This window comes from Agarivorans sp. QJM3NY_33 (assembly GCF_050870865.2).
Classification (GTDB): domain Bacteria; phylum Pseudomonadota; class Gammaproteobacteria; order Enterobacterales; family Celerinatantimonadaceae; genus Agarivorans.
On the sequence record NZ_CP194039.2, the window covers coordinates 1,194,021 to 1,220,822 of the forward strand.

At 45.2% G+C, this 26,802-nt stretch carries 28 protein-coding genes; 14 read left to right on the plus strand and 14 right to left on the minus strand.

Going from position 1 to position 26,802, the window contains the following annotated elements; all coding sequences use genetic code 11:
• Positions 1-193 precede the first annotated feature (193 nt).
• Positions 194-1,612, minus strand: coding sequence for a PLP-dependent aminotransferase family protein (locus tag ACRRSY_RS05330; protein WP_432464491.1), 1,419 nt, complete (start codon positions 1,610-1,612; stop codon positions 194-196).
• Between the two features lie 213 nt (positions 1,613-1,825).
• On the opposite strand from ACRRSY_RS05330, the gene ACRRSY_RS05335 reads away from it, so the two are divergent.
• Complete coding sequence (locus ACRRSY_RS05335; RefSeq protein WP_432464492.1) at positions 1,826-2,086, plus strand: DUF1127 domain-containing protein; 261 nt, start codon at positions 1,826-1,828, stop codon at positions 2,084-2,086.
• Positions 2,087-2,120: 34 nt separating this feature from the next.
• Here the strand turns inward: ACRRSY_RS05335 and ACRRSY_RS05340 are convergent, their stop codons facing one another.
• From ACRRSY_RS05340 to ACRRSY_RS05350, 3 genes are all read right to left on the minus strand, one after another.
• Positions 2,121-2,729 carry a glutathione S-transferase family protein gene (locus ACRRSY_RS05340; RefSeq protein ID WP_432464493.1) on the minus strand — a complete coding sequence of 203 codons (609 nt, stop codon included), beginning with the start codon at positions 2,727-2,729 and terminating at the stop codon, positions 2,121-2,123.
• A gap of 60 nt (positions 2,730-2,789) precedes the next feature.
• Positions 2,790-3,947 carry an iron-containing alcohol dehydrogenase gene (locus tag ACRRSY_RS05345; protein ID WP_432464494.1) on the minus strand — a complete coding sequence of 386 codons (1,158 nt, stop codon included), beginning with the start codon at positions 3,945-3,947 and terminating at the stop codon, positions 2,790-2,792.
• A 107-nt stretch (positions 3,948-4,054) separates the two neighbouring features.
• Entirely contained in the window at positions 4,055-4,744 is a 690-nt protein-coding gene (locus ACRRSY_RS05350) for a type 1 glutamine amidotransferase domain-containing protein (RefSeq protein ID WP_432464495.1), read from the minus strand.
• A 167-nt stretch (positions 4,745-4,911) separates the two neighbouring features.
• Here ACRRSY_RS05350 and ACRRSY_RS05355 point away from each other — a divergent pair, with 167 nt between their 5' ends.
• Positions 4,912-5,811 carry a LysR family transcriptional regulator gene (locus tag ACRRSY_RS05355; protein WP_432454190.1) on the plus strand — a complete coding sequence of 300 codons (900 nt, stop codon included), beginning with the start codon at positions 4,912-4,914 and terminating at the stop codon, positions 5,809-5,811.
• 66 nt (positions 5,812-5,877) lie between these two features.
• Here the strand turns inward: ACRRSY_RS05355 and ACRRSY_RS05360 are convergent, their stop codons facing one another.
• The 3 genes from ACRRSY_RS05360 to ACRRSY_RS05370 form a co-directional block, all read right to left on the minus strand.
• Positions 5,878-6,192: a 4Fe-4S binding protein gene (locus tag ACRRSY_RS05360; RefSeq protein ID WP_432464496.1), complete on the minus strand. Its 315-nt coding sequence runs from the start codon at positions 6,190-6,192 to the stop codon at positions 5,878-5,880.
• A 60-nt stretch (positions 6,193-6,252) separates the two neighbouring features.
• On the minus strand, positions 6,253-7,020 hold the full coding sequence (locus ACRRSY_RS05365; protein ID WP_432464497.1) for a DODA-type extradiol aromatic ring-opening family dioxygenase: 768 nt from the start codon (positions 7,018-7,020) through the stop codon (positions 6,253-6,255).
• A gap of 137 nt (positions 7,021-7,157) precedes the next feature.
• Positions 7,158-7,550 (minus strand): DoxX family protein, encoded by a 393-nt coding sequence (locus tag ACRRSY_RS05370; protein ID WP_432454187.1) that lies wholly within the window; start codon positions 7,548-7,550, stop codon positions 7,158-7,160.
• 139 nt (positions 7,551-7,689) lie between these two features.
• Between ACRRSY_RS05370 and ACRRSY_RS05375 the strand changes: the two genes are divergently transcribed.
• A complete protein-coding gene (locus ACRRSY_RS05375; protein WP_432464498.1) occupies positions 7,690-8,583 on the plus strand; it encodes a LysR family transcriptional regulator in 894 nt (297 codons plus the stop codon).
• Positions 8,584-8,722: 139 nt separating this feature from the next.
• Here ACRRSY_RS05375 and ACRRSY_RS05380 read toward each other — a convergent pair whose 3' ends face one another.
• Both ACRRSY_RS05380 and ACRRSY_RS05385 read right to left on the minus strand, forming a co-directional pair.
• Positions 8,723-9,151: a GNAT family N-acetyltransferase gene (locus tag ACRRSY_RS05380; RefSeq protein ID WP_432464499.1), complete on the minus strand. Its 429-nt coding sequence runs from the start codon at positions 9,149-9,151 to the stop codon at positions 8,723-8,725.
• 55 nt (positions 9,152-9,206) lie between these two features.
• Complete coding sequence (locus ACRRSY_RS05385) at positions 9,207-9,668, minus strand: acyltransferase (protein WP_432464500.1); 462 nt, start codon at positions 9,666-9,668, stop codon at positions 9,207-9,209.
• A 252-nt stretch (positions 9,669-9,920) separates the two neighbouring features.
• Here ACRRSY_RS05385 and ACRRSY_RS05390 point away from each other — a divergent pair, with 252 nt between their 5' ends.
• Positions 9,921-10,721: a PhzF family phenazine biosynthesis protein gene (locus tag ACRRSY_RS05390; RefSeq protein WP_432464501.1), complete on the plus strand. Its 801-nt coding sequence runs from the start codon at positions 9,921-9,923 to the stop codon at positions 10,719-10,721.
• Positions 10,722-10,746: 25 nt separating this feature from the next.
• Here the strand turns inward: ACRRSY_RS05390 and ACRRSY_RS05395 are convergent, their stop codons facing one another.
• Positions 10,747-12,669 carry an alkaline phosphatase D family protein gene (locus ACRRSY_RS05395; protein ID WP_432464502.1) on the minus strand — a complete coding sequence of 641 codons (1,923 nt, stop codon included), beginning with the start codon at positions 12,667-12,669 and terminating at the stop codon, positions 10,747-10,749.
• A gap of 143 nt (positions 12,670-12,812) precedes the next feature.
• On the minus strand, positions 12,813-13,847 hold the full coding sequence (locus ACRRSY_RS05400) for a DUF2157 domain-containing protein (RefSeq protein WP_432464503.1): 1,035 nt from the start codon (positions 13,845-13,847) through the stop codon (positions 12,813-12,815).
• Positions 13,848-14,032: 185 nt separating this feature from the next.
• On the opposite strand from ACRRSY_RS05400, the gene ACRRSY_RS05405 reads away from it, so the two are divergent.
• Complete coding sequence (locus ACRRSY_RS05405; protein WP_432464504.1) at positions 14,033-14,791, plus strand: hypothetical protein; 759 nt, start codon at positions 14,033-14,035, stop codon at positions 14,789-14,791.
• Here ACRRSY_RS05405 and ACRRSY_RS05410 read toward each other — a convergent pair.
• On the minus strand, positions 14,777-15,712 hold the full coding sequence (locus ACRRSY_RS05410) for a pyridoxal-phosphate dependent enzyme (RefSeq protein ID WP_432464505.1): 936 nt from the start codon (positions 15,710-15,712) through the stop codon (positions 14,777-14,779). The genes ACRRSY_RS05405 and ACRRSY_RS05410 overlap by 15 nt on opposite strands.
• A 1,183-nt stretch (positions 15,713-16,895) precedes the next feature.
• Between ACRRSY_RS05410 and ACRRSY_RS05415 the strand changes: the two genes are divergently transcribed.
• Both ACRRSY_RS05415 and ACRRSY_RS05420 read left to right on the plus strand, forming a co-directional pair.
• Entirely contained in the window at positions 16,896-17,366 is a 471-nt protein-coding gene (locus ACRRSY_RS05415; RefSeq protein WP_432454178.1) for a methyltransferase family protein, read from the plus strand.
• Between the two features lie 196 nt (positions 17,367-17,562).
• Positions 17,563-20,226 carry a family 14 glycosylhydrolase gene (locus tag ACRRSY_RS05420; protein ID WP_432464506.1) on the plus strand — a complete coding sequence of 888 codons (2,664 nt, stop codon included), beginning with the start codon at positions 17,563-17,565 and terminating at the stop codon, positions 20,224-20,226.
• 11 nt (positions 20,227-20,237) lie between these two features.
• Here ACRRSY_RS05420 and ACRRSY_RS05425 read toward each other — a convergent pair whose 3' ends face one another.
• Positions 20,238-20,738, minus strand: coding sequence for a GNAT family N-acetyltransferase (locus tag ACRRSY_RS05425; RefSeq protein WP_432464507.1), 501 nt, complete (start codon positions 20,736-20,738; stop codon positions 20,238-20,240).
• Positions 20,739-21,400: 662 nt separating this feature from the next.
• A complete protein-coding gene (locus tag ACRRSY_RS05430; protein WP_432458847.1) occupies positions 21,401-21,688 on the minus strand; it encodes a DUF6471 domain-containing protein in 288 nt (95 codons plus the stop codon).
• Positions 21,689-21,802: 114 nt separating this feature from the next.
• Between ACRRSY_RS05430 and ACRRSY_RS05435 the strand changes: the two genes are divergently transcribed.
• The 7 genes from ACRRSY_RS05435 to ACRRSY_RS05465 are packed head-to-tail and all read left to right on the plus strand — an operon-like array spanning position 21,803 to position 26,798.
• Entirely contained in the window at positions 21,803-22,207 is a 405-nt protein-coding gene (locus tag ACRRSY_RS05435) for a DUF2170 family protein (RefSeq protein ID WP_432454174.1), read from the plus strand.
• A complete protein-coding gene (locus ACRRSY_RS05440; RefSeq protein WP_432464508.1) occupies positions 22,204-22,899 on the plus strand; it encodes a PspA/IM30 family protein in 696 nt (231 codons plus the stop codon). Before ACRRSY_RS05435 ends, ACRRSY_RS05440 begins: the two co-directional genes overlap by 4 nt.
• A complete protein-coding gene (locus ACRRSY_RS05445) occupies positions 22,900-23,943 on the plus strand; it encodes an ion channel (protein ID WP_432458848.1) in 1,044 nt (347 codons plus the stop codon).
• Between the two features lie 5 nt (positions 23,944-23,948).
• Positions 23,949-24,596, plus strand: a complete 648-nt coding sequence (locus ACRRSY_RS05450; protein ID WP_432454171.1) for a YjfK family protein — start codon at positions 23,949-23,951, stop codon at positions 24,594-24,596.
• Between the two features lie 11 nt (positions 24,597-24,607).
• The gene (locus ACRRSY_RS05455) at positions 24,608-25,021 is read left to right on the plus strand and encodes a DUF350 domain-containing protein (RefSeq protein WP_432454170.1); all 414 of its coding nucleotides are present in this window, start codon (positions 24,608-24,610) and stop codon (positions 25,019-25,021) included.
• Positions 25,022-25,029: 8 nt separating this feature from the next.
• Positions 25,030-25,629, plus strand: a complete 600-nt coding sequence (locus ACRRSY_RS05460) for a DUF1190 domain-containing protein (protein WP_432458849.1) — start codon at positions 25,030-25,032, stop codon at positions 25,627-25,629.
• A 2-nt stretch (positions 25,630-25,631) separates the two neighbouring features.
• Positions 25,632-26,798 carry a glutathionylspermidine synthase family protein gene (locus tag ACRRSY_RS05465; RefSeq protein WP_432458850.1) on the plus strand — a complete coding sequence of 389 codons (1,167 nt, stop codon included), beginning with the start codon at positions 25,632-25,634 and terminating at the stop codon, positions 26,796-26,798.
• The last annotated feature ends 4 nt before the right edge of the window (positions 26,799-26,802 follow it).

A 26,802-nucleotide genomic window follows, 5' to 3' on the forward strand; every position in this document is an offset into this window, starting at 1 on the left:
CGGATTACAGCTATTTCGCAGGCTCTTGTTATTTGTAATATCTTAGCATTAGAGAATTGGCTCGGGCATGGAATGCTACTGATTATTTGAATCATGTGGACTCGAGCAACTTTTTGCCTCTTCGTGCTGGTGACCGCAATTGATAAAGTTGCGCCAATTTTGATTGGTGAGGGAGCGCAGATCCTGCGCAAGTTTAGGCTTGCTGCAACATCAATTGAACTTGTTTACCAATAGTTTCGATGGCTCGCTCTATTCGCTCGTTGGGAAGGTTGGCATAATTGAGGCGTAAACAGTGCTGATACTTATTGGCTGCCGAAAACAAGTTTCCCGGAGCGATACCAATGCGTAATGGTTTTAAGCGTTCATTCAGTTGTTCGGCATTGATTTGTTCTGGTAGTTCGACCCACAAGAAAAACCCGCCTTGCGGACGACTGATTTTGGTTCCTTTGGGGAAGTAGCGCTTGAGCCACTGTAGCATCAGGTCTCGATTGCTTTGGTACTGTTGTTTGGCCAGGCGGAGGTGTTTTTCGTAATACCCTTGTTCAATAAAATCGGCCACTGCCAATAACGGTAGGCTATTGGCGCCTAAGGAACTTACAAATTTTAAGTGGGTGAGCATTTTACCGAAACGTCCGGGGGCAACCCAGCCCACTCGTAAACCGGGGGCGATGGTTTTTGAGAACGAAGAACAAAACAGCACTCGCTCGTTACTATCGTAAGATTTAAGGCTGCGTGGCCGAGGGTGTTGATACACCGTATCCCCGAGGATGTCATCTTCAATAATGGCGAAGTCATACTTTTCTGCCAAGCGAAGGAGTTTGAGTTTATTTTTTTCGGGCATCTGATAACCCAGCGGGTTATTTGAGCTAGGGATCAGCTGTAGTACCTTAATTGGCCATTGCTCTAGCGCAAGCTCGAGAGCGGGCAGACTAATTCCCGTTTCGGGGTGGGTCGGAATTTCTAAAACTTTGAGCTGATTTGACTGAATGGCCTGCATCGAGCCGTAGAAGTTAGGAGAGTCTATCGCAACAATGTCACCGGGTTGGGTGAGAGCTTTTAGGCTTAAGGACAAGGCTTCTTGGCAGCCAGCGGTAATTTGAATGTTATCGGGGTGGATATGGCAGCCTGAGTTTTGCATTAAGCGTGCGATCTGTACCCGAAGTTTATACAGGCCATTTCCTTTGTCACAGCTAAATATTTGTTTGCTGTTGTTTTTAATTTGCTCGGTCATCAAGCGCTTTAAGGGCTTAAGGGTTGTCGCAGTGGTATCCGGTGAGCCTCGACCAAGCGCCAGAAAGTGGTCGTTACTTTCGGTCATGGTGAGATCTAATACCTGCTGCCAGTTATCAATTAGCACAGGGCGCTGTTCGGGTTGGCTCAGCGAAGGCAAGGGTTGTTCTTGTTGGCGCGGACTCACGTAGTAACCGGACTTATATTTGCTATGCACAAAACCAGCGTCTTCTAACAGGCGGTAAGCTTCTTGAACGGTTGAAATACTCACGCCGCGTCGTTGACTCATTTCGCGGATTGACGGCAGCTTTTGCCCAATCGGGTAATAGTCTTGCGTGATCTGTATTTGTAGTTCGTGGGCAAATTGTTGATATAAGGTCATCCTATCTCCTCCTCTGCAGGGCTCAGTAATAACATGTCTAAGTACAGATTAGCAAAAATAAGTAGAAGAACATGACAGATAGATGGATGAAAAGCATTACAGATGGCCATTTTGTGGTTCTGTCATGTAAAGATAAAAATTATCTGAATCTGTCATGCTTGGTGACTGAATTTTATACTGAAAGGGTCATCATCAAAGTACAGGAGAGATGCAATGAGACCCTTATTTCAAGCTCGTTTATTGGCTCACCGTTTACAGCAAACACTAGCTGCTTATCAAATGCTCGCACGTAGCCGTCGGGCCTTGGCAAAGCTGAGTGATGATCAGTTGGCTGACATTGGGGTAAGCCGAGCGCAGGCCCAACGGGAGGCTGACCGTTTTTTTTGGCAGCGGACAAAGTCTCGCCCAAAAGTAAATTTACAGCGTTCTGCGCCAGTGGCTACAAGCCATAAATCGGCCTCATTGGGCCTCTAAGGCTCTCAAGCTTGTCGGGCCGCGCTCCAGTCAATTATCCTTGTTTTGCTGCTTTTAAATAAGCGGGGCGTAGCTGAACTTTGGCAAGGTAAGCTTGGGTATGGCTTCGCTCTTGCAGTAAGCCTTGGCTGTCGGCAATTTCTAATACAATTGTCATCATAATGTCGGCAGCACTGAACTGCTGGCCTGCAAAGTAGGGCTGCTGGCTTAAATGTTGTTCAATATAAGTAAAATCAACGGCGAGTTCTTTGCCAATGTAAGAGTCTAAAGGCTGACTTGCATCGCGTTGTTCTAAACCTAACAGCAGGTGAGTGATCACCGGTAAGGCGAGCGAGCCTTCTGCAAAATGCAGCCATTCCACGTAACTGTAATAGTCTGGGCTGTCTTTCGTGGGGCGAAGCGCTTGTTGCTCGCTTTTGTCTAACAGATATTCCATCACGGCTCCCGATTCACATAGAGTTCGCTGCTCATCAACAATAATCGGCGCTTTTCCCAGAGGGTGGATTTTTTTCAAACTTGGTGGTGCTAAATTACTCACCGGATCGCGTTGATGAACGACGACTTGATAAGGCATGGTGAGTTCTTCGAGTAACCACAAAACGCGCTTGGAACGAGACTTTTGTAGATGGTGCACAGTAATCATGAGTTTTCCTTGGAGATGTTGAATGGCGCTTCAAGATGTAATGAAGCGCCGCTGTTTGGCTTATAGCGCCGCTTGGTAGATTTGACGGCTAAGATCTAGATTGATTTGTTGGTCTTCGCCGAGTGCTAGCATTTGGTGCTGTTCAAGCTTGGCTAATAATAATTCGACATCTTGGTCGCCCAAGTCTATTTCCGATAAACGGGTTGGCACCTGCATCGCTTTAAAAAATGCTTCGGTGGCAGCAATTGCTTGCTCGATCCGTTGCGGTTCATCGCCTTCGGTGATGCCCCAGATCCGCTCTGCATATTGTAATAACTTGGCGGCTTTGGTCTCTCTACGGATTTTCATTACTGCGGGTAGAGTGATCGATAAACTGCGGGCGTGATCCACACCAAACGCGGCCGTGAGTTCGTGGCCAAGCATATGACTAGCCCAATCCTGTGGTACCCCAGCACCAATTAATCCGTTTAAAGCCATGCTGGCGGCCCACATAATATTGGCGCGAACCTCAATGTTATCTTTGGTTTCGGCGGCTAGGGCTTTTGGCCCTTCTTCGATGAGGGTGAGTAAGATCCCTTCGGCGAAGCGGTCTTGAATTTTACCATTCACAGGATAGGTGAGGTATTGCTCCATCACATGAACAAAGGCATCTACTACGCCGTTACTAACTTGGCGCGGCGATAAACTTAAGGTGACACTGGGATCGAGGATAGCAAATTGCGGCCGTACAGCTGCCGCCATGAATGGCAATTTGTTCCCATCACGGGTCACGACCGCACCAGCATTGGTTTCAGATCCGGTGGCTGGCAAAGTGAGCACTGCACCTAAAGGGAGGGCGCTGTCTACCGGATGGCGTTTAGCAATGATGTCCCAAGGATCATCACCTTGATAAAGCGCCGCTGCGGCGATGAATTTACTGCCATCGATGACCGATCCACCGCCAACGGCGAGAATGTAGTCAAGCTGTTCTGTTTTGATTAATTCAACGGCTTTGATCAAGGTCTTGTACTGCGGATTTGGCTCGATCCCAGAAAACTCAACCCAGTGATGGCCTGCCAAGGCTTCGGTGACTTGCTGATAGACGCCATTATTTTTAATCGAGCCGCCGCCATAGGTGAGTAATACCCGCGCATCGGCAGGTAGCTGTTGTTGTATATTGGCGATTTGACCTTCACCAAAATGAATTTGGGTGGTGTTTTGAAAAGAAAAATTTAACATCTTAATTCCTTCATAGTTTGTTTTTTCGGCTCAAGGCTGTTGAGTGATGCCGCTTTGTCAATGGAACAAAGCAGCATTCTTCAGCACAGTATCAACAGGTCTTAAACTTAAGCGAGTTGTTGTAAGAGTTTCTCGGCGGTCATCTCAGATGAGGCTGGGTTTTGACCGGTAATCATTAAGCCATCTTGTACAGCGTAGGGATTCCAGTCGGCGATACTTTGGTAGTCTGCACCGCGGGTTTTGAGTTCATCTTCTAGTAAAAACGGAACTACCTCGCTTAACTGCACTGCATCTTCTTCACTATTGCTAAAGCCAGTAACGCTTTTACCTTTGACTAATAACTCACCATCGCTTTGCTTCACGTTGAGCAGTGCAGCAGTGGCGTGACAAACGGCAGCCACAGGCTTGTGTTGTTGGATAAAGCTTTCCAATAAGCCAATTGATTGGGGGTTATCGCTTAAGTCCCAAAGTGGGCCATGACCGCCAGGATAGAAGACTGCATCGTAGTCACTGGCATTCACATCAGCAAGTTTTAGTGTATTGGCAAGATGTTTCTGAGCTGTTTCATCTTGGTCGAAGCGACGAGTGGCGTCGGTTTGAAAATCGGCTAGTTCACTGTTTGGATCGATTGGTGGTTGGCCGCCCTTAGGAGATGCAAGGCTAATCGTTGCGCCAGAATCTAAGAATACGTAATAAGGGGCTGCAAACTCTTCTACCCAAAAACCAGTTTTGTGGCCGGTGTTGCCTAGTTCATCGTGTGAGGTTAGAACCATTAAGATTTTTTTTGCGTTGCTCATATCGCGATACCTTATTGAATTTATTTGTTTAGGGCGTGGGCATCACGCCAATGACCAGCAGTGTAGTCCTCTACAAACAATGCGACAATGCAGATTAAATAGACATTATTGGTTTAATTATTGATACAATTGTGGCCGAATAGCTAATTAACTAGGGGACTGGTCCCATGAGTATGTCTTTTGAGCAGTTAAAAAGTATGGTGGTATTTGCTCAAGTGGTTGAACAAGGCAGTTTTAGTGCTGCGGCCAAACACATCGGGATTACCCGTGCAGTGGTGAGCTATCATGTTAAAAAACTTGAGTCTAATTTAGGTGTGAGTTTGCTTAATCGCTCCACTCGCAGTTTGCATCTGACTGAGGCGGGAGAACAGTATTATCAGCGCTGCCATAATATTGCCGAGCAAGCTAAGGCTGCCAACATGCAAATGGAAAATATCAAACAGGAACCGGAAGGTTCGTTGAAAATTTCTTGTCCGGTGAATGTTGGTTTACGGATTATTGTGCCTGCGCTTAATTTGTTTCGAAGCTTGTACCCCAAAATCAATATCGATTTAGTGTTGAGTGATGAAGTGGTAAATGTCATTCAAGAGGGGTTTGATTTAGCGATCCGTGGCGCTGTATTGGAAGATTCAGGCTTGCAAGCCAGCAAACTGATTACGCTGAATACTTGTTTATGTGCCTCGCCACAGTATTTAAATCAGTATGGTCGTCCTCGTTTGCCTGCGGACTTAGATGCTCATCAATGGGTGATTTATACCACGGGTTCGAATACTTTAAACCTGCGTAAAGGGCACCGCTCTTTTAGTATTCGCACCAAAGGCGGGATTAGCACCAATAACGCAGCAGCTCGTACAGCCTTCATTGAAGGGGGCCATGGCCTAGGCCGAGTACCGTTATATGATGCTCAACCTCGGATAAAACTGGGTCTGTTAGAAGTGCTTATGGAAGATTATCAGCTGGATGACATTGATGTGTACGGGGTTTATCCCAAGGGGGCCACAAGGTCTAAAAAGTTGCGTTTACTCATCGATTATTTAAAGCCTTATTTGGCCAAACAGGCTCGTTAGTCAAGTCAGTGGCATCAAGCAAGGCCATCGTGAGTCATGGTTTGTTGTATGGGCAGCGGGGCTTCGTTATCTCGCCCCTTCGCGCCTGTTAAGCGTAATTGCCTTTTCTGGGCATGCCGCAACACATAAGCCACAACCTTCACAGGCCTCAATGTTGGGCATTAAAGCTTGCTGCCAGCCATGTGCCAAGCCTTTAAGTTTTCCTAGTAAGGAAAGCTTGCTGCGTTCCGTTGCGGGTAATACATCGATGAAGAATACATTTTTTGGGCAAACGACTGCGCATTCACCTTTTCCCTCGCACTTGTTGCGATTAATCACCGGCACAATAACACCAGGCTCTTGTTTGCAAACTCTAGTCTGAGAATGTTGTTGATGACTCATAATCTGTACCTTTGTTTGTGGTGTTGTAAACGAAAACTATGTGGCATGAAAGATCTGCTGTTAACGCCATAAAAAGCCAGAAATACGTTTGCCGAATAAGAGTCCGGAATAGATTTTTTCGGCGGACTCGGTGCGTTTCATCGCAGCACCAAAGCAGATATGCATCGGTAATAAGTGATCTTCTCTACGATGGCAATCTCGCGCCGATGGCGCAAGCTCCCAATTTAGTAATCTATTTATGGTTTCTTCGATTGGTGTTGCTACGAGTGTCTCGGTGAGCCAATCATCAAACGCCGCGCTATGTTCTAAGCTTCCGTTACGCTCGTGGAACGACATCCCCGATCCAATGATCAATATGCCTTGCTCCCGTAAGGAGGCGATTGCTTGCCCTAAAGCGATATGTTTAGCAGGGTCTAAGGAATGTAATAAAGATAACTGTACAACTGGAATGTTGGCCTCAGGATACATCAGCATTAAGGGCACGAAAGTACCGTGATCATAACCTCGATGTTGATCCAAATTGCAGTGGATATCGTGAGCCCGTAATAAATCGGCTACGTTTTGAGCGAGGCTTGGCTCTCCCGGCGCAGGATATTGGTATTTATAACATGCTGCTGGAAAGCCACCGTAGTCATAGATCATTTGTGGCTGAAGAGCAGATGAAATGGCCGCAATATGACTCTCCCAATGAGCGCTAATCATTAAAATTGCTTTGGGTGCCGGCAGTTGTTTATGCACGCTTTTTAAAAAAGCAGTGAGATCTTGATGGCCGGGTTCATCTAAAAGTGGCATGGGGCCACCACCGTGCGGTAAATATAAAATCGGCATCAATTCCTTGTGCCCAATATGCTGATGAGTCGCGAGCATGAAAATACCTATATAGACCAGTTGTTATTTAACTTACTGTGATAGCTTGATATAGAAAGACCACCCAAATTGGTGGTCTTTTATTGAACGTTTCGATCTTATGAGGAAAGCTCAGCACTTGGTGTTGTTTTTTTAGCAAACAGCAGACTGTCTTTTTTACGAGCAAAGAAAATGATGATCGAAAAGACCAATAGCAAGGCAGCAGCGGGCAGTCCTTGAGGATCGTACTGAAAGTGGTAGTAGATCGCTCCAAGCATGATCAGAGCTAGGCCTACGGCCGCGAGTGAACTGAGTTTTTTGATGAAAATGCCAATCGCACCAGCAATTTCACATAAGCCAATGAAGTAGCCAAAAAAAACTGGGAGGCCGAGAGTGGCAAATGATTTATGCAGCATTTCAACGCCCATTAATTTACCAATGCCGCCAGCAAGAAAAGCCAAAGCCGTGAGAGCAAGGATGACCCAAAGGCCATACTGTTTAAATTTATTCATAGGTCACCTATTGAAGTTGTTGAGTTAATTTTCGTCAGTATAGGCTTAAGCTAATTAATTAAAATTGATTGTATTTCATCAAGAGTATAACTTTAGGTTATGGTTTTGGGCGGCGGCTACAATAAAGGAAGATGACAGCATGACATTAGAGCAATTAAGAATGCTACAAGCCGTGATACAAGAGGGCTCATTACAGGCCGCCAGTCATCGACTGTTTAAAACGCAACCGGCGATAAGTAAAGGTTTACAGCAGTTGGAAAGCGCTTTAGGCATTAGTCTACTTGATCGCTCTGGATATAAATTGAAGTTGACTCAGCAAGGAGAGCAGATCTATCAAAAGGCATTGATGTTGCTTGAGCAGAGTGAACAACTCAATGAAATGGCGAAACATTATAAAACAGGTTATGAACCTAAGGTGGTGATTGCGGTGGATGCCATGTTTGATTTGGCAACCCTGGTGCCCATCTTTGAACAAATTCAAAATGAGTTTCCGCAAACCCAAATTATATTGAAGCAAGAATTTGTTACGGGTGGAATTGACTCGGTGGTTCAGCGAAATGCTCAGCTTGCGATTTCTGCTTCAGAAGCTGATTTTCTCAATAGTTTTAAATTGGTAACTCAGCATATTCATACCCAAAGTATCGTTAATGTTGCTGCGCCAAAGATGCTTTCTAGGTATCCGCATCTAACCGAGTCTTCTCAATTAAAAGACGAATATCAAATTATTGTTCAGGACTCCGGCAGTTTGACCAAGGATGTTGAGTTAGATGTACAGCAAGGCCAGCGAAAATGGTATGTGAATGATTTTCATAGTAAGCGCACCTTGTGCTTAAGCGGTATTGGTTGGGGGCGTTTACCATATTTAATGGTAAAAGAAGATATTCAAATGAAAAGATTAACTCCGATTGAACTGATTGATACCCCCGTGGAAATTGAAGTTAAAAGTTACGTGATGAAGCTTAAAAGCCAAGTATTGGGCCCCGTCGCAAATCGCTTATGGGACCTAATTAGTCGCTTGGAACATCGATCATGAGCGTTAAGCTTTAAGGTATTTGAATTCTGATTGATGACATGTTCTAGCTCTTTCTAGGGCTGAGCTGGAGAAAAGTATTATTGGTTTACTTAGGTATTAGCCCATGGGGGAAAGCTATGATTAGTTGTTCATTGTCGTGTTATTGATAAACCTTAGGTTGCCATATTTGCATTAAGCTTTCTGGGTTTTCAATAGCTGTAAATCCGTATTCAGCATACAACTCGTGTGCATCTCTGGTCGCTAATAACATACGCCTTAAGCCTTGTAATTCAGGATGAGAAATAATCTTTTCAAGCAGCCATTTACTCAAGCCTTGTCCGCGGTGCGATTCAACGATGAATACGTCGGCTAAGTAGGCAAAAGTGGCCCTATCCGTAATTAGGCGTGCAAAGCCAACTTGTTGTCCAACTGTTTCGAATACCCCAAAACAGAGTGAATTCAAAATCGCTTTTTTGAGGGTTTCTCTAGGGATCCCATTTGCCCAATAGCTTTGAGATATAAAGTGATAAATAAACTCAAAATCTAAGTCATTTGGATCGGTACTGATCTGAAATCCTTGCACTGACATTTTCTCCTGAAGCATCAAGTACTATCGATGTAAGTTGTTTATTGGCTTGCGCGGATTAGCAGCGCCGTAATAATCGAGCGGAATTACCAGCATAAATACCCGGTTTGGTAATATCTTTGGTGACGACGCTACCGGCACCAATCACCGTTTGGTCACAAATAGTTACAGCTAAAATGGTTGCATTCGAGCCAATCGTGACTTGGTCCCCAATTTGGGTTCTGCCCCAAGAATCAGGGTCTGCGTTTGGCTTACCATCTTTAAATAAATCGTTGGCAAACATGACGCCGTGTCCGATAAAACAATCTGCGCCAAGGGTGACAAATTCGCAAATAAAGCTATGAGACTGAATTTTAGTTCGAGGGCCAATCGAGGTGTTGTTTTGTATTTCGACAAAAGGGCCGATAAATACATCATTCGCGAGTGAACAACCATACACATTGGAAGGCTCAATAATGGTAACGTTCTCGCCGCATTCGACATCTACAATTTGTGCTTTTAAGAGCCGAGGATTTGCCATCTTGCCTCCAAAATATAAGACCGAACAATCGGCGAGCAATTGTCTCGAGCTGCTACTTTGCCTGATTTTGCTGTTTACCTTTGTAAGCTAGAGTTTATGAGGCTTGGCTAAATGAATCAATGCTAATGCGACTTAGTACCCATAGAGGCTGAATTGATGACATATTGGGGCACTCATTTTTAGCTTGCTATTCTTTACTAAATGGGTTGTATTTATCGACTTTGGTGTTGGTTTTAGGTGCAGGGCGGTTGAATGGAATTACAGATATATCAAGTGGATTCTTTTACACAAGAACTATTTAAAGGGAATCCTGCTGGGGTATGTATCACTGATAAACCCTTGGATGAATCATTAATGTTTTCGATTGCTACGGAGATGGCTATATCGGAAACAGCTTTTCTATCGCTCAATGATATGAATTTGCGTTGGTTCACGCCCAAAGTTGAAGTGAAACTGTGTGGTCATGGTACCCTTGCTGTGGCGCATATTCTGCAGCAGAGCGGTGTCGCGGAGATAGGCCAACAGCTCGCCTTTTCCACTTTATCTGGAACTTTGTTGGCCAACATTCAGCCTCAACATATTGCCATGGACTTCCCAGAGCCTGTGCTCGAAATGTCCCCGACCGTTGACACTCAGTTTCTTGAGTACTTAGGGATTAGGGGGGAGCAAATCTTGGGGATGGCAAGCTTTGATGACAAGCTGTTAATCGAAATTGAGAGCGAGCAACAGCTTTTAGCGCTACAGCCCAATTTTGAGGCCTTAAAACAGTTGGTGGGACGTGGCGTATTGGTTACTTGCCATGCTTCTCGCGATGATTTGGATTGTATTTCTCGTTACTTTGCGCCTTGGGTTGGAGTGAATGAGGATCCGGTGACAGGCTCTGCACATTGTGCCTTAGCGGCCTATTGGGGCGATAAATTGTCTCGTACTTATCTCAAGGCTTACCAAGCTTCAGAGCGGGGCGGTTTTGTTCAACTTGAACGGCTTGGCAAGCGCCGGGTTAGTTTGATTGGTAATGCCGTGACCAGCTTAACCGCAACTCTCAAATTGTAATGATTGAATGAGATACAAGCCGTTATTACTCCCAGTGAGCGGCTTGTTCTTCTAACTCAAAGGCGATGGAACGGCCTTTGTCCACTAGCTGTGTCACTGTGCTTGGCGAGCCATCGGCATTCAAGCTCACTAAACCAATACCCGAAGCATTTAGTAAACGCTCACCTCGTGCGGCTTGTTCTGGTCGATGAGGGATAATCTTCATTCGCCGACGTTTAGTGAACCAGTTAAGTGGTGAACCAGGCGAATAGAGCCAGCGATTGGCTCTGTCTAGCCAATCGAGTAAACGGCTGGGGAATTGATTTTTAATACCGCTACTGGTGATCTGCCAAATATCTGGGCCAGCGTTTTGTCCTCGTAGTTCAATGCGATAGGCAAAGGAGTAATGTACATCTCCTGATAGGATCACAAAATGACGGGGAGTGTTGGGGTGTCGAAATAAGTTTAATAGCGCGTTTGCCGAACCGGGGTGCGCCATCCAGTTTTCGGCATCAACTAACAACGGTTTGCCCAACCAAGTAAATAGTCGTTGAATCGCTTCAATTAGTTTCACCCCAAAAATGGGGGCAGGTGATACCATGATGACCGCATCGAGGCCGAGTAACTGCTGCTGTAGATCGGTTAATGCTTGCCAATCCATGAGTCCCGAAGGGGCGCTTAGCTTGCGCTCGGAACGCCAGCGGTGGGTGCGAGTATCAAGCACAATTAAGGGCGGCTGAGTCTTCCACTGGTAATGCCAGTCAGCAAAGCTGAGCAGCTGATCAATTAAGCTTAAATGGGCTTCGCTGCCGGGTTGCTGTAAGGCTGCTTGTAAGTCGTTAAGCATATTTGCAGAAAACTGTTGAGGATTGTTTCCCCAAGCCTGACAAAGTAAATAGCCACACAAGGCATTGCCGATAATTCGTTTGGAAAAAGCATGTGAATAGGCACTTTGCTCCCATGCGGCGGATAGGTTCCAATCGTCGGTTATATCGTGATCGTCAAACATCATGGCACTAGGTAAGTGAGCCAATATACGCTGTACCTGAGTGAGGCCAGCAGCGAAGCGAGTGATCACTTCTCGTTGTTGCTGATAGTGCGCGAGTTGCTCGGGTTTGAGTGCTTCCGGGGGCGTTAAATCAATATTTTTCCATACACTGGGCGACCACACTAACAGATACATGGCTAATACTTCAGCCAGTGAAATCAAGTGATTTTGCGCGCTGTCAGAGGTGAATATGGGCTTTTTCACGCCGCCAAATAGAGCTTTAGCGACTCCACCTTGTTGTTGCTCTACAGGAAGTAGCTGTTGTCGAGCCATATAATGGGCTTGTTGCTGATGTAATTGTTGGCTGTTTTGAATTTGCGCGGCAGTAAAGCTTTCCTCGGCGATGGCCAGTTGTTCGATTAGTTGGTGGATCGCGACCAACATGGGGGTGGCCACGTCGTCTGCGTAAATTTGATCTCCGCTCATCATGAGCAAGCTAGGCCATTGCGCGTGAGGATGTTCAGCTAGGTAACGGTCGGCCATGACTAAGCCGTCGGCGCTCGCAAAATGAGGCTTGCGGCATGAACCATGGAACAAACGATTGATTTGCTGCGGAACCTTAAACCCTGGGAGTTTACGTGGTGGATATACGAGATCCGGTGCCCAATCTTGCCAACTTAAAGCTTGTGTTTGTTGCGCTAAATACAGCTTTAAATCGTAGCCAATCCAGGTCTCCAGTGGCAGGGTACGAGGCAGTTTAATGTCGAGTAAGTGGTAGTAGAGCTTTTCACCAGCAACGATACTACATAGGCTGTCGGCCAGCTGCGTTTGCGTGAGCTCAATCGCCGATTGCTGCTCAGGATAGAGCTTGAGGCTGATCGATACCGCTTGTGAAGTGGCGAACCAAATGGTCACCTGCTTGCGTTCAATACGGCGGAGTATAGGACCTGCTAAAACCAATGCTAATTCATTATCATTCATGAGAAAAGTATACTAACGATGCTGTAAATGGCCACTATTCCCCCAAAAACATCGTATTTTGGTCATGAAATCAAACAGTAATCGCTACTACTCTCGCTAGCTTTGTTGTTGAAGATGGATTTTAAAGTCAAAGCTTGCTCATATTAGTGTTGTTTGTTCTCGAGTAATTGCTGTAGCGCTAGTGGTAAGTAACTGCGTAAGCGTTGGCTTAGATTATGTTGTTTTTTTTGCCAAAGGATCCCCAAATAAACAAGTGCTAAACCAAGCAAACTTAAGGATATGGGGAATAACCAGCTATCTTTGAAAACGCTATAAGACAAGTGGTACAAGTAATAACAGCAGCCGAGTGAGCCAAAAATCACAAATACGCGACGCACCAAGATCACTCCACATAGCATTAAGCCGAGATTGATGAGGCAGTAAACCAATTTGGCTAACTCACTATCCGATTGTTGCATGCTTAAACCACCCCAAAAGCTTAATACGCCGAATAGATAGAGCCAAAAAGCATAGTCGGCAGAATGTCGGCTGCGAATGTCGACCCAGAAGGCAATCAAACACATCATTAAACCAAAGTACATCGACACCAAGGCTCTAAATTGGTAGTCAGGACGTTCACCAGTCAGCATCACGGCAACATCCATGCTTAGGTACCAGAGGGTCACCGAAATCGGAAATAGCATGAAGGGAAAGCGATATATCCAGCTGAGTAGCAGGCCCACCGCTAAAGTAGCCAACTCCATATACAGCCATTGCCATTGCACATAACGATGGTAATCTTGATAGTGACTTTTTGAAGGCCACCACCCCATGGCTTGTTGTAAACCATAGACTGCTAGTGGGGTGAGGCAAATCACCAAGCTGGCCGTTAGCCCAGCGGGGATGAGATGACCCTGCTTTTTAAAATGTTGGCAAAGAAATATAGCCAGCACCGCATAGCTCAAACTGATGCCCACCAAGCCCCATCCGCCAAAACTTTCCCAGCCTAGATTCATAAACACGGTCATCGCGCCAATCGCGATTAGTCCACCAAAGTAATACAGCAAATGTGTGAGATTAAAGCGCGGACGACTATTTTCTTGTTGCTGTAAAAATTGAAATAGGGCTTCGGCTTGTTGAAGGCTAATAATGTTGGCTTTTGCTGCTTGGCGTAAGTTCTGCAGGGTAATATGAGGCATTGAGTCGATCCGTGATGGCGATTGGTCTGCTTGTAGTTTGCCAAGATTTCGCTTAGAAATCTCATGTTTGAGCTAACTTTGCGAAAGCTAATTGTGGATGCTTGTTTACCCTTGAGCGTGGTTCAATTTAAGGGCGCGAGCTTTGAACTACACTTGAATGACGTGAGGGAAAAATAGGACTCAGCATGAAGCGAGTACTCACATACTGGATAGGCTTTTGCTGTGGTTTATTTAGTGGCGATAGTTCAACTGACGATTTGCTGGTTGGTAAAGTCTGTCCGGTAAGCTATCAGCAGCAAGCTTTGGGGATATTGGTGTTTTCTCAAGCTTGGTATCATAGTGGCCGACAGCAGGCTTCTTATGTCGCCCGTGATAATGCCACTGGCGTGGGGGTCGAGATCCATCTTTTCACCAACCGTTCAGGAGAACTCGAGCTAGAAAATCAGGCGAATTGTTCTCGTTATCGGATGTTGCAAGTGCGAACCACGAATCGGCGTTTACTCGCCGATGAACTTGGCTCTCAGGTCGATGCTCCTGCTCAGTTGTTAGAGCCTTTCTATGATACCGAGCCTCTTGAGTACGGTTATGGGGTGCATGCCACGCCACAAGATCACTTCGATAAACCTTGGCAAGGCCGACCTAAACGGGCCTCAACGCTTGCGATTTACGATACCCCTTTTGTCTCCGATGCGCTGGGTAAACTTGGTCAGAATATTGAGGTCGATTTTGAAACCTGCGTGGTATGCCAACGAGACGTAGGTTATGACAGTATATTGTCCTGTGGGCGCTGGGGTTATCAGCGCGAGTTTTTAGATGAGCGTAGCGGTTGGGCGGAACCGGAGTATAAGGAGGCGACCTGCCTCAACTTTCCCAGTATTGGTTTTAGGCAAACGGTAGATTTAGCTGAGCCTTTCGAGTATCAACATTGGCTAAATTGGCGTTAAGTCGGGATATTTTCGCTGGTATCTTGGCAGCATGCTTTGATTACCCAGTAAACCTCCTTGGTGGATGTACAGGGTTGGCGTTGTTTCTTCTTGTTTATCGAGAAAATCAATTAAGCACTGCCAGCCGATGGGATCGTAGAGCAAATCAAATTCAACTTGGCTTTGCTGTATCAAGGTTAGCCATAACTGGTAGAGTTGACGATACAACTTACCAAAATGGTAATTCTTTCGGCGTGGTAAAATCTGCGGATGACAGTTGCTGTCCGGGTTGAGTAGGCTAAATTGCTGGCTTAGGTAAGCCTCGTTCCCAACACAGGCACAGCTCAATACTTTGACTTTACTTTGGCGTTGGTGAAAATACTCACTCAAATATAAGGCGGTGGTGCCAGTGCCCGCTGGTAGCATAATGTTTAAATGGCTAATGTCTCGCTGAATCTGCCATTGCTCTATTTCTTGGCCGAGCAGTTGTACACCTTCTCGCGCATAGTGGCAACGGCCTCCTTCGGGGATCAATAGTTGATGATTTAATAAGGTTGGCTTTATTTGTCGTTGCATAAATGCGTCTAAATTACGTTGTTGTTGTCCGGTAATTTCGCTGACATCGATAATATTCGCACCGAGCGCCAGTGCCGCTTGATAATTACCACAGGGGTTTTGGCGAAGCTGTGAAGGAATATGATCGACGTAAAAATCGCATTGTAAGTCTTTGAGCTGGGCTAAGGCTGCTAATGAATATAAAGAATTTGCCTGCGCCGAACCGCTGCCCACGAGGTAAGTGATACCAGGTAGATCGTTAACTAAAAAATGGTAGAACTTGCGAGCTTTATTACCTGAAAACTGTGGATGAAGTAAATCATCACGTTTGAGATAAAAGTTATGGTCATTGAAGCGAAGTGACTGAATGGGTGAGGGACTAAACAACAGTTGGCCTTAATGAGCGCTATAAAACGATGGCTTAGTGTAACGTTTCACTGTTGGCAGCGAAATGGATTCTTGTAGCTCTCCTATAGAACTGTGGCAGATACTTTACGCGACTAGTTATTTTCAAGTTTATGTGAAATTATTGTGACCTATTGAGGTGAGTAAGAAGGATCTCAATGATGTGGTCGTGATCCGTTATTGATCAAGCTAGCTGCCCCGTATTTACGGCAAATTAATTTTTTTGTGGACGATGACAGAGTTCTAACAAATAAATGTAGAAGCCTTTGTTGAATTTTTTGGCCCTCGAGATAGTTACAGCTGGATTGGGGATAAAAAGCGATATATTCCACTGTATTTACAGCTTTTTACCAAACAGATTTTCCCACAAAAACAGTGCACAAAGCTGTGGATAAAATTCTACACGCTATAGAGAACGTGGCTTGTAGCCAATTGACTTTTTGCGTCAAGATTGTCACTTAAAATTAGTAAAAAATTCTTTTTTGATGCTTCTTTGTCAATCATCGTTGACATTTTTACGTTAGTCAAAATAAATACCAAAATTGAATATTTATTGACGGTTATTCTCCGTGGTAAATCTTTACCTTAGGAACAAATTACTTTTTAATTTGCTGTTAAGTTGTTGATGTTAAGGTTCTTTTTTACCGCGCCTTGTGTTTTGCATTATATTTTTTATCGGCTGTTCATCGAGAGTGAAGTGCTTAGCTCCCATGTTTGATTGTTGTCACAAGATTCACTTTCGATGCCTAATTCTTATTGAAGTTTGGAGTTTCATCAATTGGTTTGATAGCAGACTATTTTCGACTTAATTGGAATTTTAGTTACCTAGTTTAGATAAATGTTAATAGCTTGAGCTTATGTGTATAAGTTTATCCAAATATGTTGATGTGACATCTAGAGCGGCCGTTTAGCAGTCGCGACTCATGATCGATATTCCTAAGGCGCAGCTGTTAGCAGACACTTACTTTGTTGCTTTTTTGTTGTAGCAGTAAGGATCATATAAGTAATACAAGATCCGAAAAGCAACTTGAATGCACCCGATAGCTTTGCGGCTAAGCATAACCACTATGATTTACTGTCGGGTATCCTAGAGTTTTAATGAGGATAAATACGATACGCTTTTTTTTCTGTAAAATTACAAAATGGATACATGTCTAAAGGGTCGATGATGAAACGTTTTCAGCTACTCATACCGCCACCAGTCTTGTTGGCTATCGCTGCTTCGCTTGCTTATGGTTTGGCGTATTTAAATACCTATTGGCTTGTTGCTCGCTTACCATACTGGCTAAATAGTTTACTGTGGCCTGTGGTGCTTTTAGCTTGCGTGGTGGGGGCAGTGAGTTTGCTTCCTTTTATGAAAAAACGGACGACGATTAATCCGCACCATCCGGAACGCAGCCGGCAGTTAATTATAGATGGATTATATCGATACAGTCGCAATCCGATGTACCTTAGCTTGTTGCTGTTATTAACTGCCTGGTGTTTTCATTTGCAGGCTTTGCTGAGTTTGCTGAGTATTTTGGTATTCGTATACTTGATTAATGAATTGCAGATCAAACCGGAGGAGGCTGTTCTCGACTCACATTTTGGTGAGCAATATCAACAATATTGCCGTAAGGTTCGCCGTTGGTTGTAGCTTTAAGGCCTTAATAAAACCGTTTGTTGTCGCTTATGCCGGGTGAATCACTTGGCAATTTGCAAGATTGGTTTACACTGATGAATATTGAAAATGTGATCTGGATCTCTTTTTTTTCAGCTGAAAAGCTTTGCAGACTTGCTGTTCAGCCGCTGACTAGGGATAACTAGCAAAGTTTTTTTAGAGTAAGCTAACAATGGCTAATCCAATTACAGCGCGCAAAGCTTGGGTAAAGGGATCTTTACCTTTGGCTGAGTATGCGGCTTCTTGTTCCGAGGTTCAGCTTCAGAACCTTTCTCCACAACTTTGCTCTTTGCGCCAAAATGGAATTGACGCTTTGGTTGTTCCTGTTCACTGGCGTTACATCGCCCCCTTTAGTGAACAACAGTTGTATCAGGCTGACTCTTGGCAAGCCTTACAGCGCCTGTCGAAACATTTGTTATCCCATGGCTTTAAACTGCAGTATCAATTGTTTTTCTCTTCGGATATCCAGCAAGATACCGAGCAGCGTCTCCCCGATTGGTTTTGGGGTTCGATGTTGGACCTGTTGCCCACGGAACTGAGTGCTGATGCAATTAAATATGTGAACCAATATGGTCGTGATAATACCCAAAGTCCCAGTTTATGGGCTGGCGAAGGTTTGCTCGAAATGTTTGCTAAGTGGATGCAATGTTTTGCTAAACATATGAGTGAATTTGCCCCCCATTGTCAGGCGATTTTGCTGGGGCTAGGACCGAATGGGGAGGCCTGTTTACCGTGGAGTGAGCGTGATGGCCAACCTGTATATCAAAGTTTTAGCCCAACGGCTTTGGCGGCACTAGCTGCAGATATGCAACAACAATATGGCGAGCAACAATCGTGGCTGAGTTTGTGGGAGTTAAATGAAGCACAAGATTGGCCGTCGCAACTCAGTGATAAATTAATTCGAAGTTACCAAAGTAAAACTAACAATACTTGTTTTAGAGAATTTAATCTTTGGTACGCTTCGCGTTGGCAAGCCTATGTGGCGAAGATGCTGGGGCAAGCGGAGCTTGTCTTCAATCAAACTTGGGCGACTTGTCAGTTGAGTTTAACGCTCCCCATGCTTGAGTTAAGCGCGAGCGATCATCCTTGGCTGAGTTGCTTAAGTGGTTTAAATCCCTCGCCTTGGCAAGAGCGACAGCAGTTAGTAGATTATCAAACGGAACAGCTAGGCCGTTGGCAGAAACAGGCCAAAGGGCGGCTATTATTGATGGTGAGTGGCGCAGAGTCGAGTCATGCCACACGAGTCAATCAAGCTTTGCTTGTGGCAATTCGTAGCCTAGCTATTCCAGCGTTGGTGCAAAATAGTCAACCGCAAGCGTTGGCCAGCCATCCGGGGTGGGACCAGCTGTACCATTCAGTATTGCATGGCAACAGCTTTGTGGGTTGGTTATTCAATGATATGTCTCAGCTTAACCAACAGGCAATTGTGAAAGGACGTTTGTCACAGCTTAACAAGTTTAAGTATCAAGAGACCGAAACTAAGCAGCTTGGTAAAAAGCAATTTCGAGTGATGGGCCCCTTGCACCTAAAAGTTGCCAATCAAAAGCAGATGCTTGAAGAAGAAAACTGGCAACAGTTTGAGGCGCAACTCCGTCAACTGCGCAGTATTGGCGTGACTGCTATTTCCACCGATATTTGGTGGGGCTTAGTTGAAGGTGATAAACCGGGTAAATTTGATTGGAGTTACTACGATCGGGTGGTTGCGCTGTTAAAACGTTTAGGTTTGCAGTGGGTGCCTATTTTGTCTTTCCACCAAGCGGGTGGGAATGTTAATGATGATTTTATGCAAGCAATCCCGCTGTGGTTATGGGGGCGTTTGTTAGAGAGTCATGATCAACTTAATTCGGTGCAAGACTTACAGTATGTGTCTGAAACCGGTGATGCCTCGATGGAATATGTATCGCTTTGGGCTGATGAATTTGTAATGCCCTATTATCAGCGATTTATGGAAGCGTTTAAGCAGAATTACATCAACAAAGCGGGTTTGATGGATGAAATCAACATCAGCTTAGGCCCCGCTGGGGAGTTACGCTATCCCAGCTATAACGCCCATGACTGGGGGAATTACCCAAATCGTGGAACCTTGCAATGTTATAGTCGCTTAGCAAAACAAGATTGGCTGGGTTACTTGAAGCAAAAATTTCATAGTATTTCGGCTTTAAACGCCAGTTTTGGTTTTACTCTGGAGCGTTTTGATGAGGCGACTATTCCCGATGCAGATTGGCTGTTTAGCCATAAGCGTTATATTCATAATGCTTGGGCGCGGGAGTTTTTAACTTGGTATCATCGTGCTTTAGTTGCTCATGGACGTCGTATTTTTGAGACTGCCTTGGCGGTATTTGCCGACGATTCTTTTGGCCAGGTGCCTGTGGGGATTAAGATCCCAGGGATCCACTGGGTGGTGAGTGATCCCAAGTTACCTCGTGCCGCCGAAATTACAGCAGGCCTGATTGCAGTGCACCCCACCTTAAGTCGTCACAACCAGCAAGAATATTTAGGTTTGCTGAAGGCCTTGCTACCGGAAGGTAAGCAGAATCGAGCCGCGATCCATTTCACGTGTTTGGAAATGATCAACAAGGATTACGAAGGCTATTCTCGCGCTGCCGATCTGGTGGATTGGATGGCTGATGCGGCGACTGAGTGTCAGGTTTCCTTGATGGGGGAAAATGCTTTGGCTGGTGAACTGTACGGTGAACAAGGCTGGAAACAAATGGCGCGCGCACTGACTCGCTCGCCTGGATACGATGGCTTAACCTTATTACGGATGCAGAATTTCTTCGATGATGAGCCGACGCCACTGAATCAGCTAAAAAAGTTGATTAACCGGATTTCTTAGTTTCTGTTCGATTAAGCGCAGTTGCGGTAGTGCCACTGCGCTTTTTTGGGAACGGCAGCCTGTGCTAAAAGCTGAGATGATTTGGCCAAGCTGAGGTAGTGCTGATGTCGCGTATAAAGACCAAAGGGTGCAGTCGTTTGGTAGCCATGTTTTTGATAAAATTGTATCGCTTGATGATTAACTTTGCGGGTTGCCAAATTAATTTGTTGATACCCAAACTCTACAGCGAGCTGTTCTAGCGCTTGTAACACGAGTGTCCCTGCACCCGCTTGATGAGAGAACAGGCGTTTAATTTCACATACGCCCGGTTGTAAATATCTAAATCCACCGCAAGCAATGGCTTGCTCCTGGTTTTTTACCAGTAAGAAGACGCCTGTGTGGTGATTAAATTCAGTTTCATCGAACTGTTCAACAGCTTGGTTACCGCTTAATTTAAGCAGCGAATCGGCAAGCGCGCTAATCAAGGTTTGACTCTCGGAACTGAAGGGATCTGCGCGGCAAATACTCAACATGGGGATAACTCACAGTGCACTCATGTCGCTAGTATTACCAACAATGATTGCAATTAGGTTAAAGCGAGATGTTGATTGTTTTAACCATCGATTTAGTTATACCAATCTAACTCATTATCGGTTCATTCTTACTAGGCTCCATCACCGTTAACGGCGTGATGTATCGAGTTATTAGAGCCACTAGTGACTGCTCTTCATGGCTCGTTATCGGCAAATTTATGCTGCGCAATACATTGATCGTATAACGAATCAGATTGCTATTCATCCCTCAATAACGCTTATTTATATCTAATAAACTATTGCGACGAACTTAAAAATCTAGTTGGCGTTGTTCTATAAAGTGGATTTATGATCTGAGTTGAATGTTGGGTGCTACTGGCTGGCGGCCTTCATGTTTGGGCTCAGTCAGAACTCACGATGACTCCTTTTGCAACTCGCCCCACTTTGCTGACTGTGGTTAAGGTGGATAATACAGGTTCAACCTAGATTGGGCTGTGCCAATGTTAAGCCCTTCGTGACAGCGAGTGCGCTTGCTATGCTTACCTTGTTCTATTCGTTTTTGTGTTTGCTTGTTTGGTGGTGTAGTTCATTAATTACTGGTAACGTCTGGTTTGCCAAGCGATATAATCCGCTCATGTTGCGAGGCCAGAGCGCGCCTTTGATCACTCGTCTAAACTTCTATCTTTGTGACTAATAATATCGCGGAGTGCGTGGTCGGGCATTTCGAGAATTTCCACTAAGACGATAAATAAATCGGTTGGTAGGGTGCCCGCATATACCTTACTACGCAGGTTTCCTTCCTTCATTTCTATATCGCGCTTAGCCAGCTCATCGGATAAATATTTATATTGAACGCCTTTTAACTGCATCGCTGCACGAATATAACGCTTAATACTATCTTTATAAGGCTGCAAGGCTTGTCGATTTCTAATACTCTGTTCTGGGTTCATCGTGTTTGGTAACTCATTCTATTTTTATTTATCTGCAACGAATGTTAGTAAACGTTGACACAAGAGTCAAACTTGCTATATTTGTTAGCTATAACTAACACATAAGGAAAAATTATGTCGTGGGATTCAGCATCACTTGAATTACTCGCTAAAGCACATCCAGATTGGAGTGTTGATAGCGAAGGTGGTTGTTTGTGCATTAGTAATGATGAAGGTATCGATGCCTTTGCTTACATTGGTGAGCAACAAATGCTAATTGAAGTTGTTTTGTTTAGCTGCGATTCGGTGACCGATAGTGTGAAATTGAATGATTTGATTTTACGCACGCATCACCTGTTACCCTTGTCGGCCGTTGGCATTAAACGCATCGGTGATAAAGATTACTACACCGCATTTGGTGCCTTATCAACCCAAAGCGTTGATGCTGTCGTCATTGAAGAAATAGAAACCCTCTATTCGAATGTGAGTGAGTTTATCGAATTGTATAGTGAGTTTACCCAGCAGGAGATATCAGTATGAGCTTAAAACGTATTTGGAATGCCATTCGCGGTGCGACCAATGAAAGCTTAGAGGCTGTCGCAGATAGCCAATCAATGCGGATTTTGGACCAAGAGTTACGCGATGCTAAATCGGAGCTTGAAGCCTGCGATCGCAACCTTACCACCATTATGGCGAAACGTAAGTTAGCCCAAACCAAGGTTGAAAGTTTAAGCGCAGATATCGATACTTATACCAACCATGCGGTTGCGGCGAGTGAAAAAGGTGATGAAACCTTGGCGCTTGAGTGTGCCGAGCGGGTGTCTAATTTGGAAGTGCAATTAGCCACTGAACAAGAGATCTATAATAGTTACCTGAATACCGAAAAGTCGCTCAAGAGCAATATCTCTAAAGCCAAGGCCAGCGTGAAACGTTTGGGGATCCAAATTGATCAGGTGAAGGCGACAGAGTCTTTACAAAAAGCTCAAGTTGCGGGATCTTCACATCATGTGGGTGCGAATTCTAAAGTGAAAACTGCACTTGACAGTTTAGAGCGGATAAAAGAGAAACAAGCGCTGCGCAGTGCCGAGCTTTCTGCCGCTGAGGAGCTGGCCGCCGAAGATAGTGGTAGTAACTTAGACGAGCGACTCAAACAAGCGGGCATTGAACCTGGCGGTCAATCCACCGGTAGTGATAAACTCAAGCAGATATTGGCCCAAAAAAAGGCAAAATAAGTGCTGCTATATAAAGTGCGCCGATTATTTTCGGCGCTTTTTTTTCGTGCTAACGGCACCGCAATAGCCATCTCAGTGCTATTGTATGTTTTCATTTCTTATTACAGCTTAATGCTGGTAGGCGAACGCGCCTTAGTTCATAGTGAAACCTTTCTATATTGGATAGTGGTGACCGCATCGACTGTTGGCTACGGCGATTTTGGGCCCAGTACGCCACTGGGACGTTTAATTGTCAGCTTGTGGGTTATTCCAATTGGGATCAGTATCTTTGCGGTGGTGATTACCAAAGTCGGTTTTGTGATCAATGATATTTACACTAGAGGGGCACGAGGGAAACGCATGTTGAAACTCTCCAATCATACCGTGATTATTGGCTGGAATGGCGCCAGAACATTGCGCCTAGTCGAGCTACTCACTGCTGCTACCAATGATTCTACAGAGACCGTGTTGCTCTGTGTCGACAGCGATATAGAGAACCCTTTGCCCGGTAAGATTGAGTTTGTGCAGGTTGACTCTTTTTCTCATGCTGAGACCATGGCTCGTACTAATCTTGCCCAGGCGAGCAGAATTATTATTGATACTGAGCAAGACGATGTGACGCTGACCTGCGCGCTCTATTGTGCCAAGCTCAATCCGCAGTGTCACAAGACGGCCTACTTACAAGACCCTACTATTGCTGAACTATTGCTCAGCCATTGCCCTCGGGTTGAAGTGATCCCATCGGTTACTGTGGAAATGTTAGCCCGCTCGGCGATGGATCCCGGTTCGGCTCAGGTTCATCAACAGTTACTTGATACTACCCACGGAATGACCCAATATGCTGTGCACTATATGGACTCATCTTCGCTGCCATTTTCCGATGTTTTCCAGCATTTTAAAGAAAACTTACAGGCCACCATTATTGGTTTAAAAGTGGCTGGTAGTCAGCACTTACAACTGAACCCGAGTTTGGATACCACGCTTAACCAAGGAGATGCCTTGTATTATATTGCGGCGCGGCGCTTAAACTCTGATGAGTGTTTTAATTCACCGAAGATAGGATAGTTGCTATGTTTAAGTCTTTGTTTAGTCGACATAAGCCTGAACCTGACAAATATGCAGGGACCCCCGCCATTATGGGGCTTAAGTTGGGTGGCAGTTTTGAACTGGACGCGCTGGCACTGAAGTTAGTGATGGCCGATATGGTGGTGAGTCAGGTCGCTCCCACTCAAATTATTCAATCGGCAGGCATTGTCGACTTAGATGATACGACCATCTATCGTTTTTACACCGATGATGAAGGTTTCTTGCAAGTGGTCGCCAATGGTGAAGGTGAAGAAAATGTGGTGGATGTGAAAATGTTCCATTACTACGATACCCTCGATGTGGCTAATCAAAGCGAATGGGATCGTTTGCTGAAGCAGGAAATTGGCGCAAACACTTATCAGTTGGAAGGACATACATATCATCGGGTATGGACCTCGACCACCGATTATCATAATCCGGTACATATGGAAGAGAAGACCTATCAGGATAATATGGACTTTTCCAGCACCGACCAGTTTACCATGCTATTTGAGCGTGAATTGCCTAGCGGTGAAATGGAATCGCTGTTTCTATCGGCCGAAGAGGTGCTTAACAATAACGCTTTGGAACGCTGCCTGGTGATTAGCACCGGCATGACGATTTCACCAACCCAAATTACTATTCACGGATAAAGGACCAGAACATGGAATCATCGGAACTATTACTCGCCGTTGCAAATTTTGCGATTTACTTTATCGCATCTATTGTTTTCTTGATGTTATTTAAGGTGATTTATGTGCGTGTAACGCCGCATGACGAGTGGGCGCTGATTAAGGAGGGAAAAAATACCAGTGCTGCCATCGCCTTTGGTGGGGCTGTTTTAGGTTTTGCTTTAGCTTTAGCGGGCGCTGCCAGTAACTCTATTTCTTTTGTTGATTATGCGCTGTGGGGACTCATTGCCTTAGTGGCACAAATTGCCGCTTTTGTGATTGTGCGTTTTGTATTTATCCCTGGCATTGTGTCGCGAATAGAAGCCAACGAAGTCAGTGCTGGGATCATGTTAGCCGCGACCAGTGTGTCGGTAGGATTATTAAATGCAGCCTGCATGACCTACTAGGAGGCGCTATGAAACGTTCTAAGTTTATTAACTTATCGGCAATGCGCAAACTCCCTGTTAGCGCTCCTTCATTTTTAGTGAAACCTCTAGTCGTGGCGGTGTCGGCAGCCATGTTGAGTGCCTGTTCCGAGCCTCAAGAAGATGCGATTGTGATTGAGTCCATCGATGATTGTGTCACTAAAACGACCTTTAACGAGCAACAATGTGCAGCGGTCTATCGTAATGCGGAGTTAGAAGCCGAGCGAACTGCACCTAAGTATAGTAGCCGCCAAGACTGTGAAGAAAGCTTTGGTTATGACGGTTGTCGAGCTAGCAGTAGCGGTTTCTTCATGCCGTTGATGTACGGCTATTTATTTGGCCGGATGATGGATCCCAGCCGCCCATCCTCGGTGTATAAATATAATCAGCCGGGGTCATCCTATCGCGATTCGATTATCACTGCCGATGGTTCGGTGATTGGTAAAGCTGGCCAGAGAAACTATAAAGTAGGACAGTCGGCTTATAAGAGTAAACCGACTGTAACCAAAACCGTCTCTCGTGGCGGCTTCGGGGCGAAGGCCTCGGCGAAGTCTTCTTGGGGGGGCTCTAAATCGAGCTGGGGTGGTTAAGGGTGCTACGCGTTCCCACCGGTGAACGACCGCATTGGCAGCAACAAGCCAAAGAATATGGCTTTAACTACCACACCATGTATGGTGACAAGTATTGGGATGAGTCGGCCTATTACCAATTCACCCTTGAGCAAGTTGAGCGTGGTATCGAAGCGCCCACCGAAGCTATCCATCAAATGTGCCTTGAAGTCGTCGCGAAGGTGGTTCACGATGAACAGTTAATGCGGCGTTTTTGTATACCTGAAAAGCACTGGGATTTCGTTCGACAATCCTGGTTAAAAGGCGATCCCTGTTTATATTCGCGACTAGATTTTTGCTACGACGGTAAAGGCGACGCGAAGTTATACGAGAACAATGCGGACACGCCAACCTCGGTATACGAGACTGGCTTTTGGCAATGGTTGTGGCTTAAAGACAAGGTTGATCATGGGCAATTGAACCCAAATAGTGATCAGTTTAATAGCCTTCAGGAAAAGTTGGTTAACCGCTTTAGTGATTTACAATACTTAACGCCCGATCGGGTATTGCATTTTTCCTGTTGTAAAGACACTGATGAAGATCGAGGCACGGTGCAATATTTAGAAGACTGCGCCATTGCCGCAGGCCTTGATACCAAGTTTGTATTTGTCGAAGATATTGGCATGGATAGGGAGCAGCGCTTTACTAATCTTGATGATGAGGTAATCAGCTGGATGTTTAAGCTCTATCCTTGGGAATTTATGTTAGATGAGCAATTTGGTGAGCATCTCGGGCAACAAAATATTCGTTGGTTGGAACCGCCTTGGAAAAGCATTCTGTCGAATAAAGCCCTGTTGCCGATGTTGTGGAAGATGTTCCCCGACCACCCCAATCTACTCCCGGCTTTTTTTGAAGATGAAGTGAAACAGGCGAATTTCAGTAAGGGCATGGTGAAAAAACCAATTTTTTCCCGTGAAGGCTCAAATATATCCATCTTGCATGGCGACGCTGAAATAGAGCATACGCCAGGTCCCTATGGGGAAGAGGGTTATATTTATCAGGCGCTGCACCAGTTACCTAAATTTGCTGAGAATTACACTTTAATTGGTAGTTGGCTGGTAGATGATCAGGCTGCAGGCATGTCGATCCGAGAAGATAGCAGCTTAGTTACCCAAGACATGAGTCGTTATCTGCCGCATATTATTTTATAAATTG

Excerpts from the sequence above, each read along its gene's own strand:
- ACRRSY_RS05330 (WP_432464491.1), bottom strand. The coding sequence starts at position 1,612 with ATGACCTTATATCAACAATTTGCCCACGAACTACAAATACAGATCACG.
- ACRRSY_RS05335 (WP_432464492.1), top strand. The coding sequence starts at position 1,826 with ATGAGACCCTTATTTCAAGCTCGTTTATTGGCTCACCGTTTACAGCAA.
- ACRRSY_RS05340 (WP_432464493.1), bottom strand. The coding sequence starts at position 2,729 with ATGATTACTGTGCACCATCTACAAAAGTCTCGTTCCAAGCGCGTTTTG.
- ACRRSY_RS05345 (WP_432464494.1), bottom strand. The coding sequence starts at position 3,947 with ATGTTAAATTTTTCTTTTCAAAACACCACCCAAATTCATTTTGGTGAA.
- ACRRSY_RS05350 (WP_432464495.1), bottom strand. The coding sequence starts at position 4,744 with ATGAGCAACGCAAAAAAAATCTTAATGGTTCTAACCTCACACGATGAA.
- ACRRSY_RS05355 (WP_432454190.1), top strand. The coding sequence starts at position 4,912 with ATGAGTATGTCTTTTGAGCAGTTAAAAAGTATGGTGGTATTTGCTCAA.
- ACRRSY_RS05360 (WP_432464496.1), bottom strand. The coding sequence starts at position 6,192 with ATGAGTCATCAACAACATTCTCAGACTAGAGTTTGCAAACAAGAGCCT.
- ACRRSY_RS05365 (WP_432464497.1), bottom strand. The coding sequence starts at position 7,020 with ATGCCGATTTTATATTTACCGCACGGTGGTGGCCCCATGCCACTTTTA.
- ACRRSY_RS05370 (WP_432454187.1), bottom strand. The coding sequence starts at position 7,550 with ATGAATAAATTTAAACAGTATGGCCTTTGGGTCATCCTTGCTCTCACG.
- ACRRSY_RS05375 (WP_432464498.1), top strand. The coding sequence starts at position 7,690 with ATGACATTAGAGCAATTAAGAATGCTACAAGCCGTGATACAAGAGGGC.
- ACRRSY_RS05380 (WP_432464499.1), bottom strand. The coding sequence starts at position 9,151 with ATGTCAGTGCAAGGATTTCAGATCAGTACCGATCCAAATGACTTAGAT.
- ACRRSY_RS05385 (WP_432464500.1), bottom strand. The coding sequence starts at position 9,668 with ATGGCAAATCCTCGGCTCTTAAAAGCACAAATTGTAGATGTCGAATGC.
- ACRRSY_RS05390 (WP_432464501.1), top strand. The coding sequence starts at position 9,921 with ATGGAATTACAGATATATCAAGTGGATTCTTTTACACAAGAACTATTT.
- ACRRSY_RS05395 (WP_432464502.1), bottom strand. The coding sequence starts at position 12,669 with ATGAATGATAATGAATTAGCATTGGTTTTAGCAGGTCCTATACTCCGC.
- ACRRSY_RS05400 (WP_432464503.1), bottom strand. The coding sequence starts at position 13,847 with ATGCCTCATATTACCCTGCAGAACTTACGCCAAGCAGCAAAAGCCAAC.
- ACRRSY_RS05405 (WP_432464504.1), top strand. The coding sequence starts at position 14,033 with ATGAAGCGAGTACTCACATACTGGATAGGCTTTTGCTGTGGTTTATTT.
- ACRRSY_RS05415 (WP_432454178.1), top strand. The coding sequence starts at position 16,896 with ATGATGAAACGTTTTCAGCTACTCATACCGCCACCAGTCTTGTTGGCT.
- ACRRSY_RS05420 (WP_432464506.1), top strand. The coding sequence starts at position 17,563 with ATGGCTAATCCAATTACAGCGCGCAAAGCTTGGGTAAAGGGATCTTTA.
- ACRRSY_RS05425 (WP_432464507.1), bottom strand. The coding sequence starts at position 20,738 with ATGTTGAGTATTTGCCGCGCAGATCCCTTCAGTTCCGAGAGTCAAACC.
- ACRRSY_RS05430 (WP_432458847.1), bottom strand. The coding sequence starts at position 21,688 with ATGAACCCAGAACAGAGTATTAGAAATCGACAAGCCTTGCAGCCTTAT.
- ACRRSY_RS05435 (WP_432454174.1), top strand. The coding sequence starts at position 21,803 with ATGTCGTGGGATTCAGCATCACTTGAATTACTCGCTAAAGCACATCCA.
- ACRRSY_RS05440 (WP_432464508.1), top strand. The coding sequence starts at position 22,204 with ATGAGCTTAAAACGTATTTGGAATGCCATTCGCGGTGCGACCAATGAA.
- ACRRSY_RS05450 (WP_432454171.1), top strand. The coding sequence starts at position 23,949 with ATGTTTAAGTCTTTGTTTAGTCGACATAAGCCTGAACCTGACAAATAT.
- ACRRSY_RS05455 (WP_432454170.1), top strand. The coding sequence starts at position 24,608 with ATGGAATCATCGGAACTATTACTCGCCGTTGCAAATTTTGCGATTTAC.
- ACRRSY_RS05460 (WP_432458849.1), top strand. The coding sequence starts at position 25,030 with ATGAAACGTTCTAAGTTTATTAACTTATCGGCAATGCGCAAACTCCCT.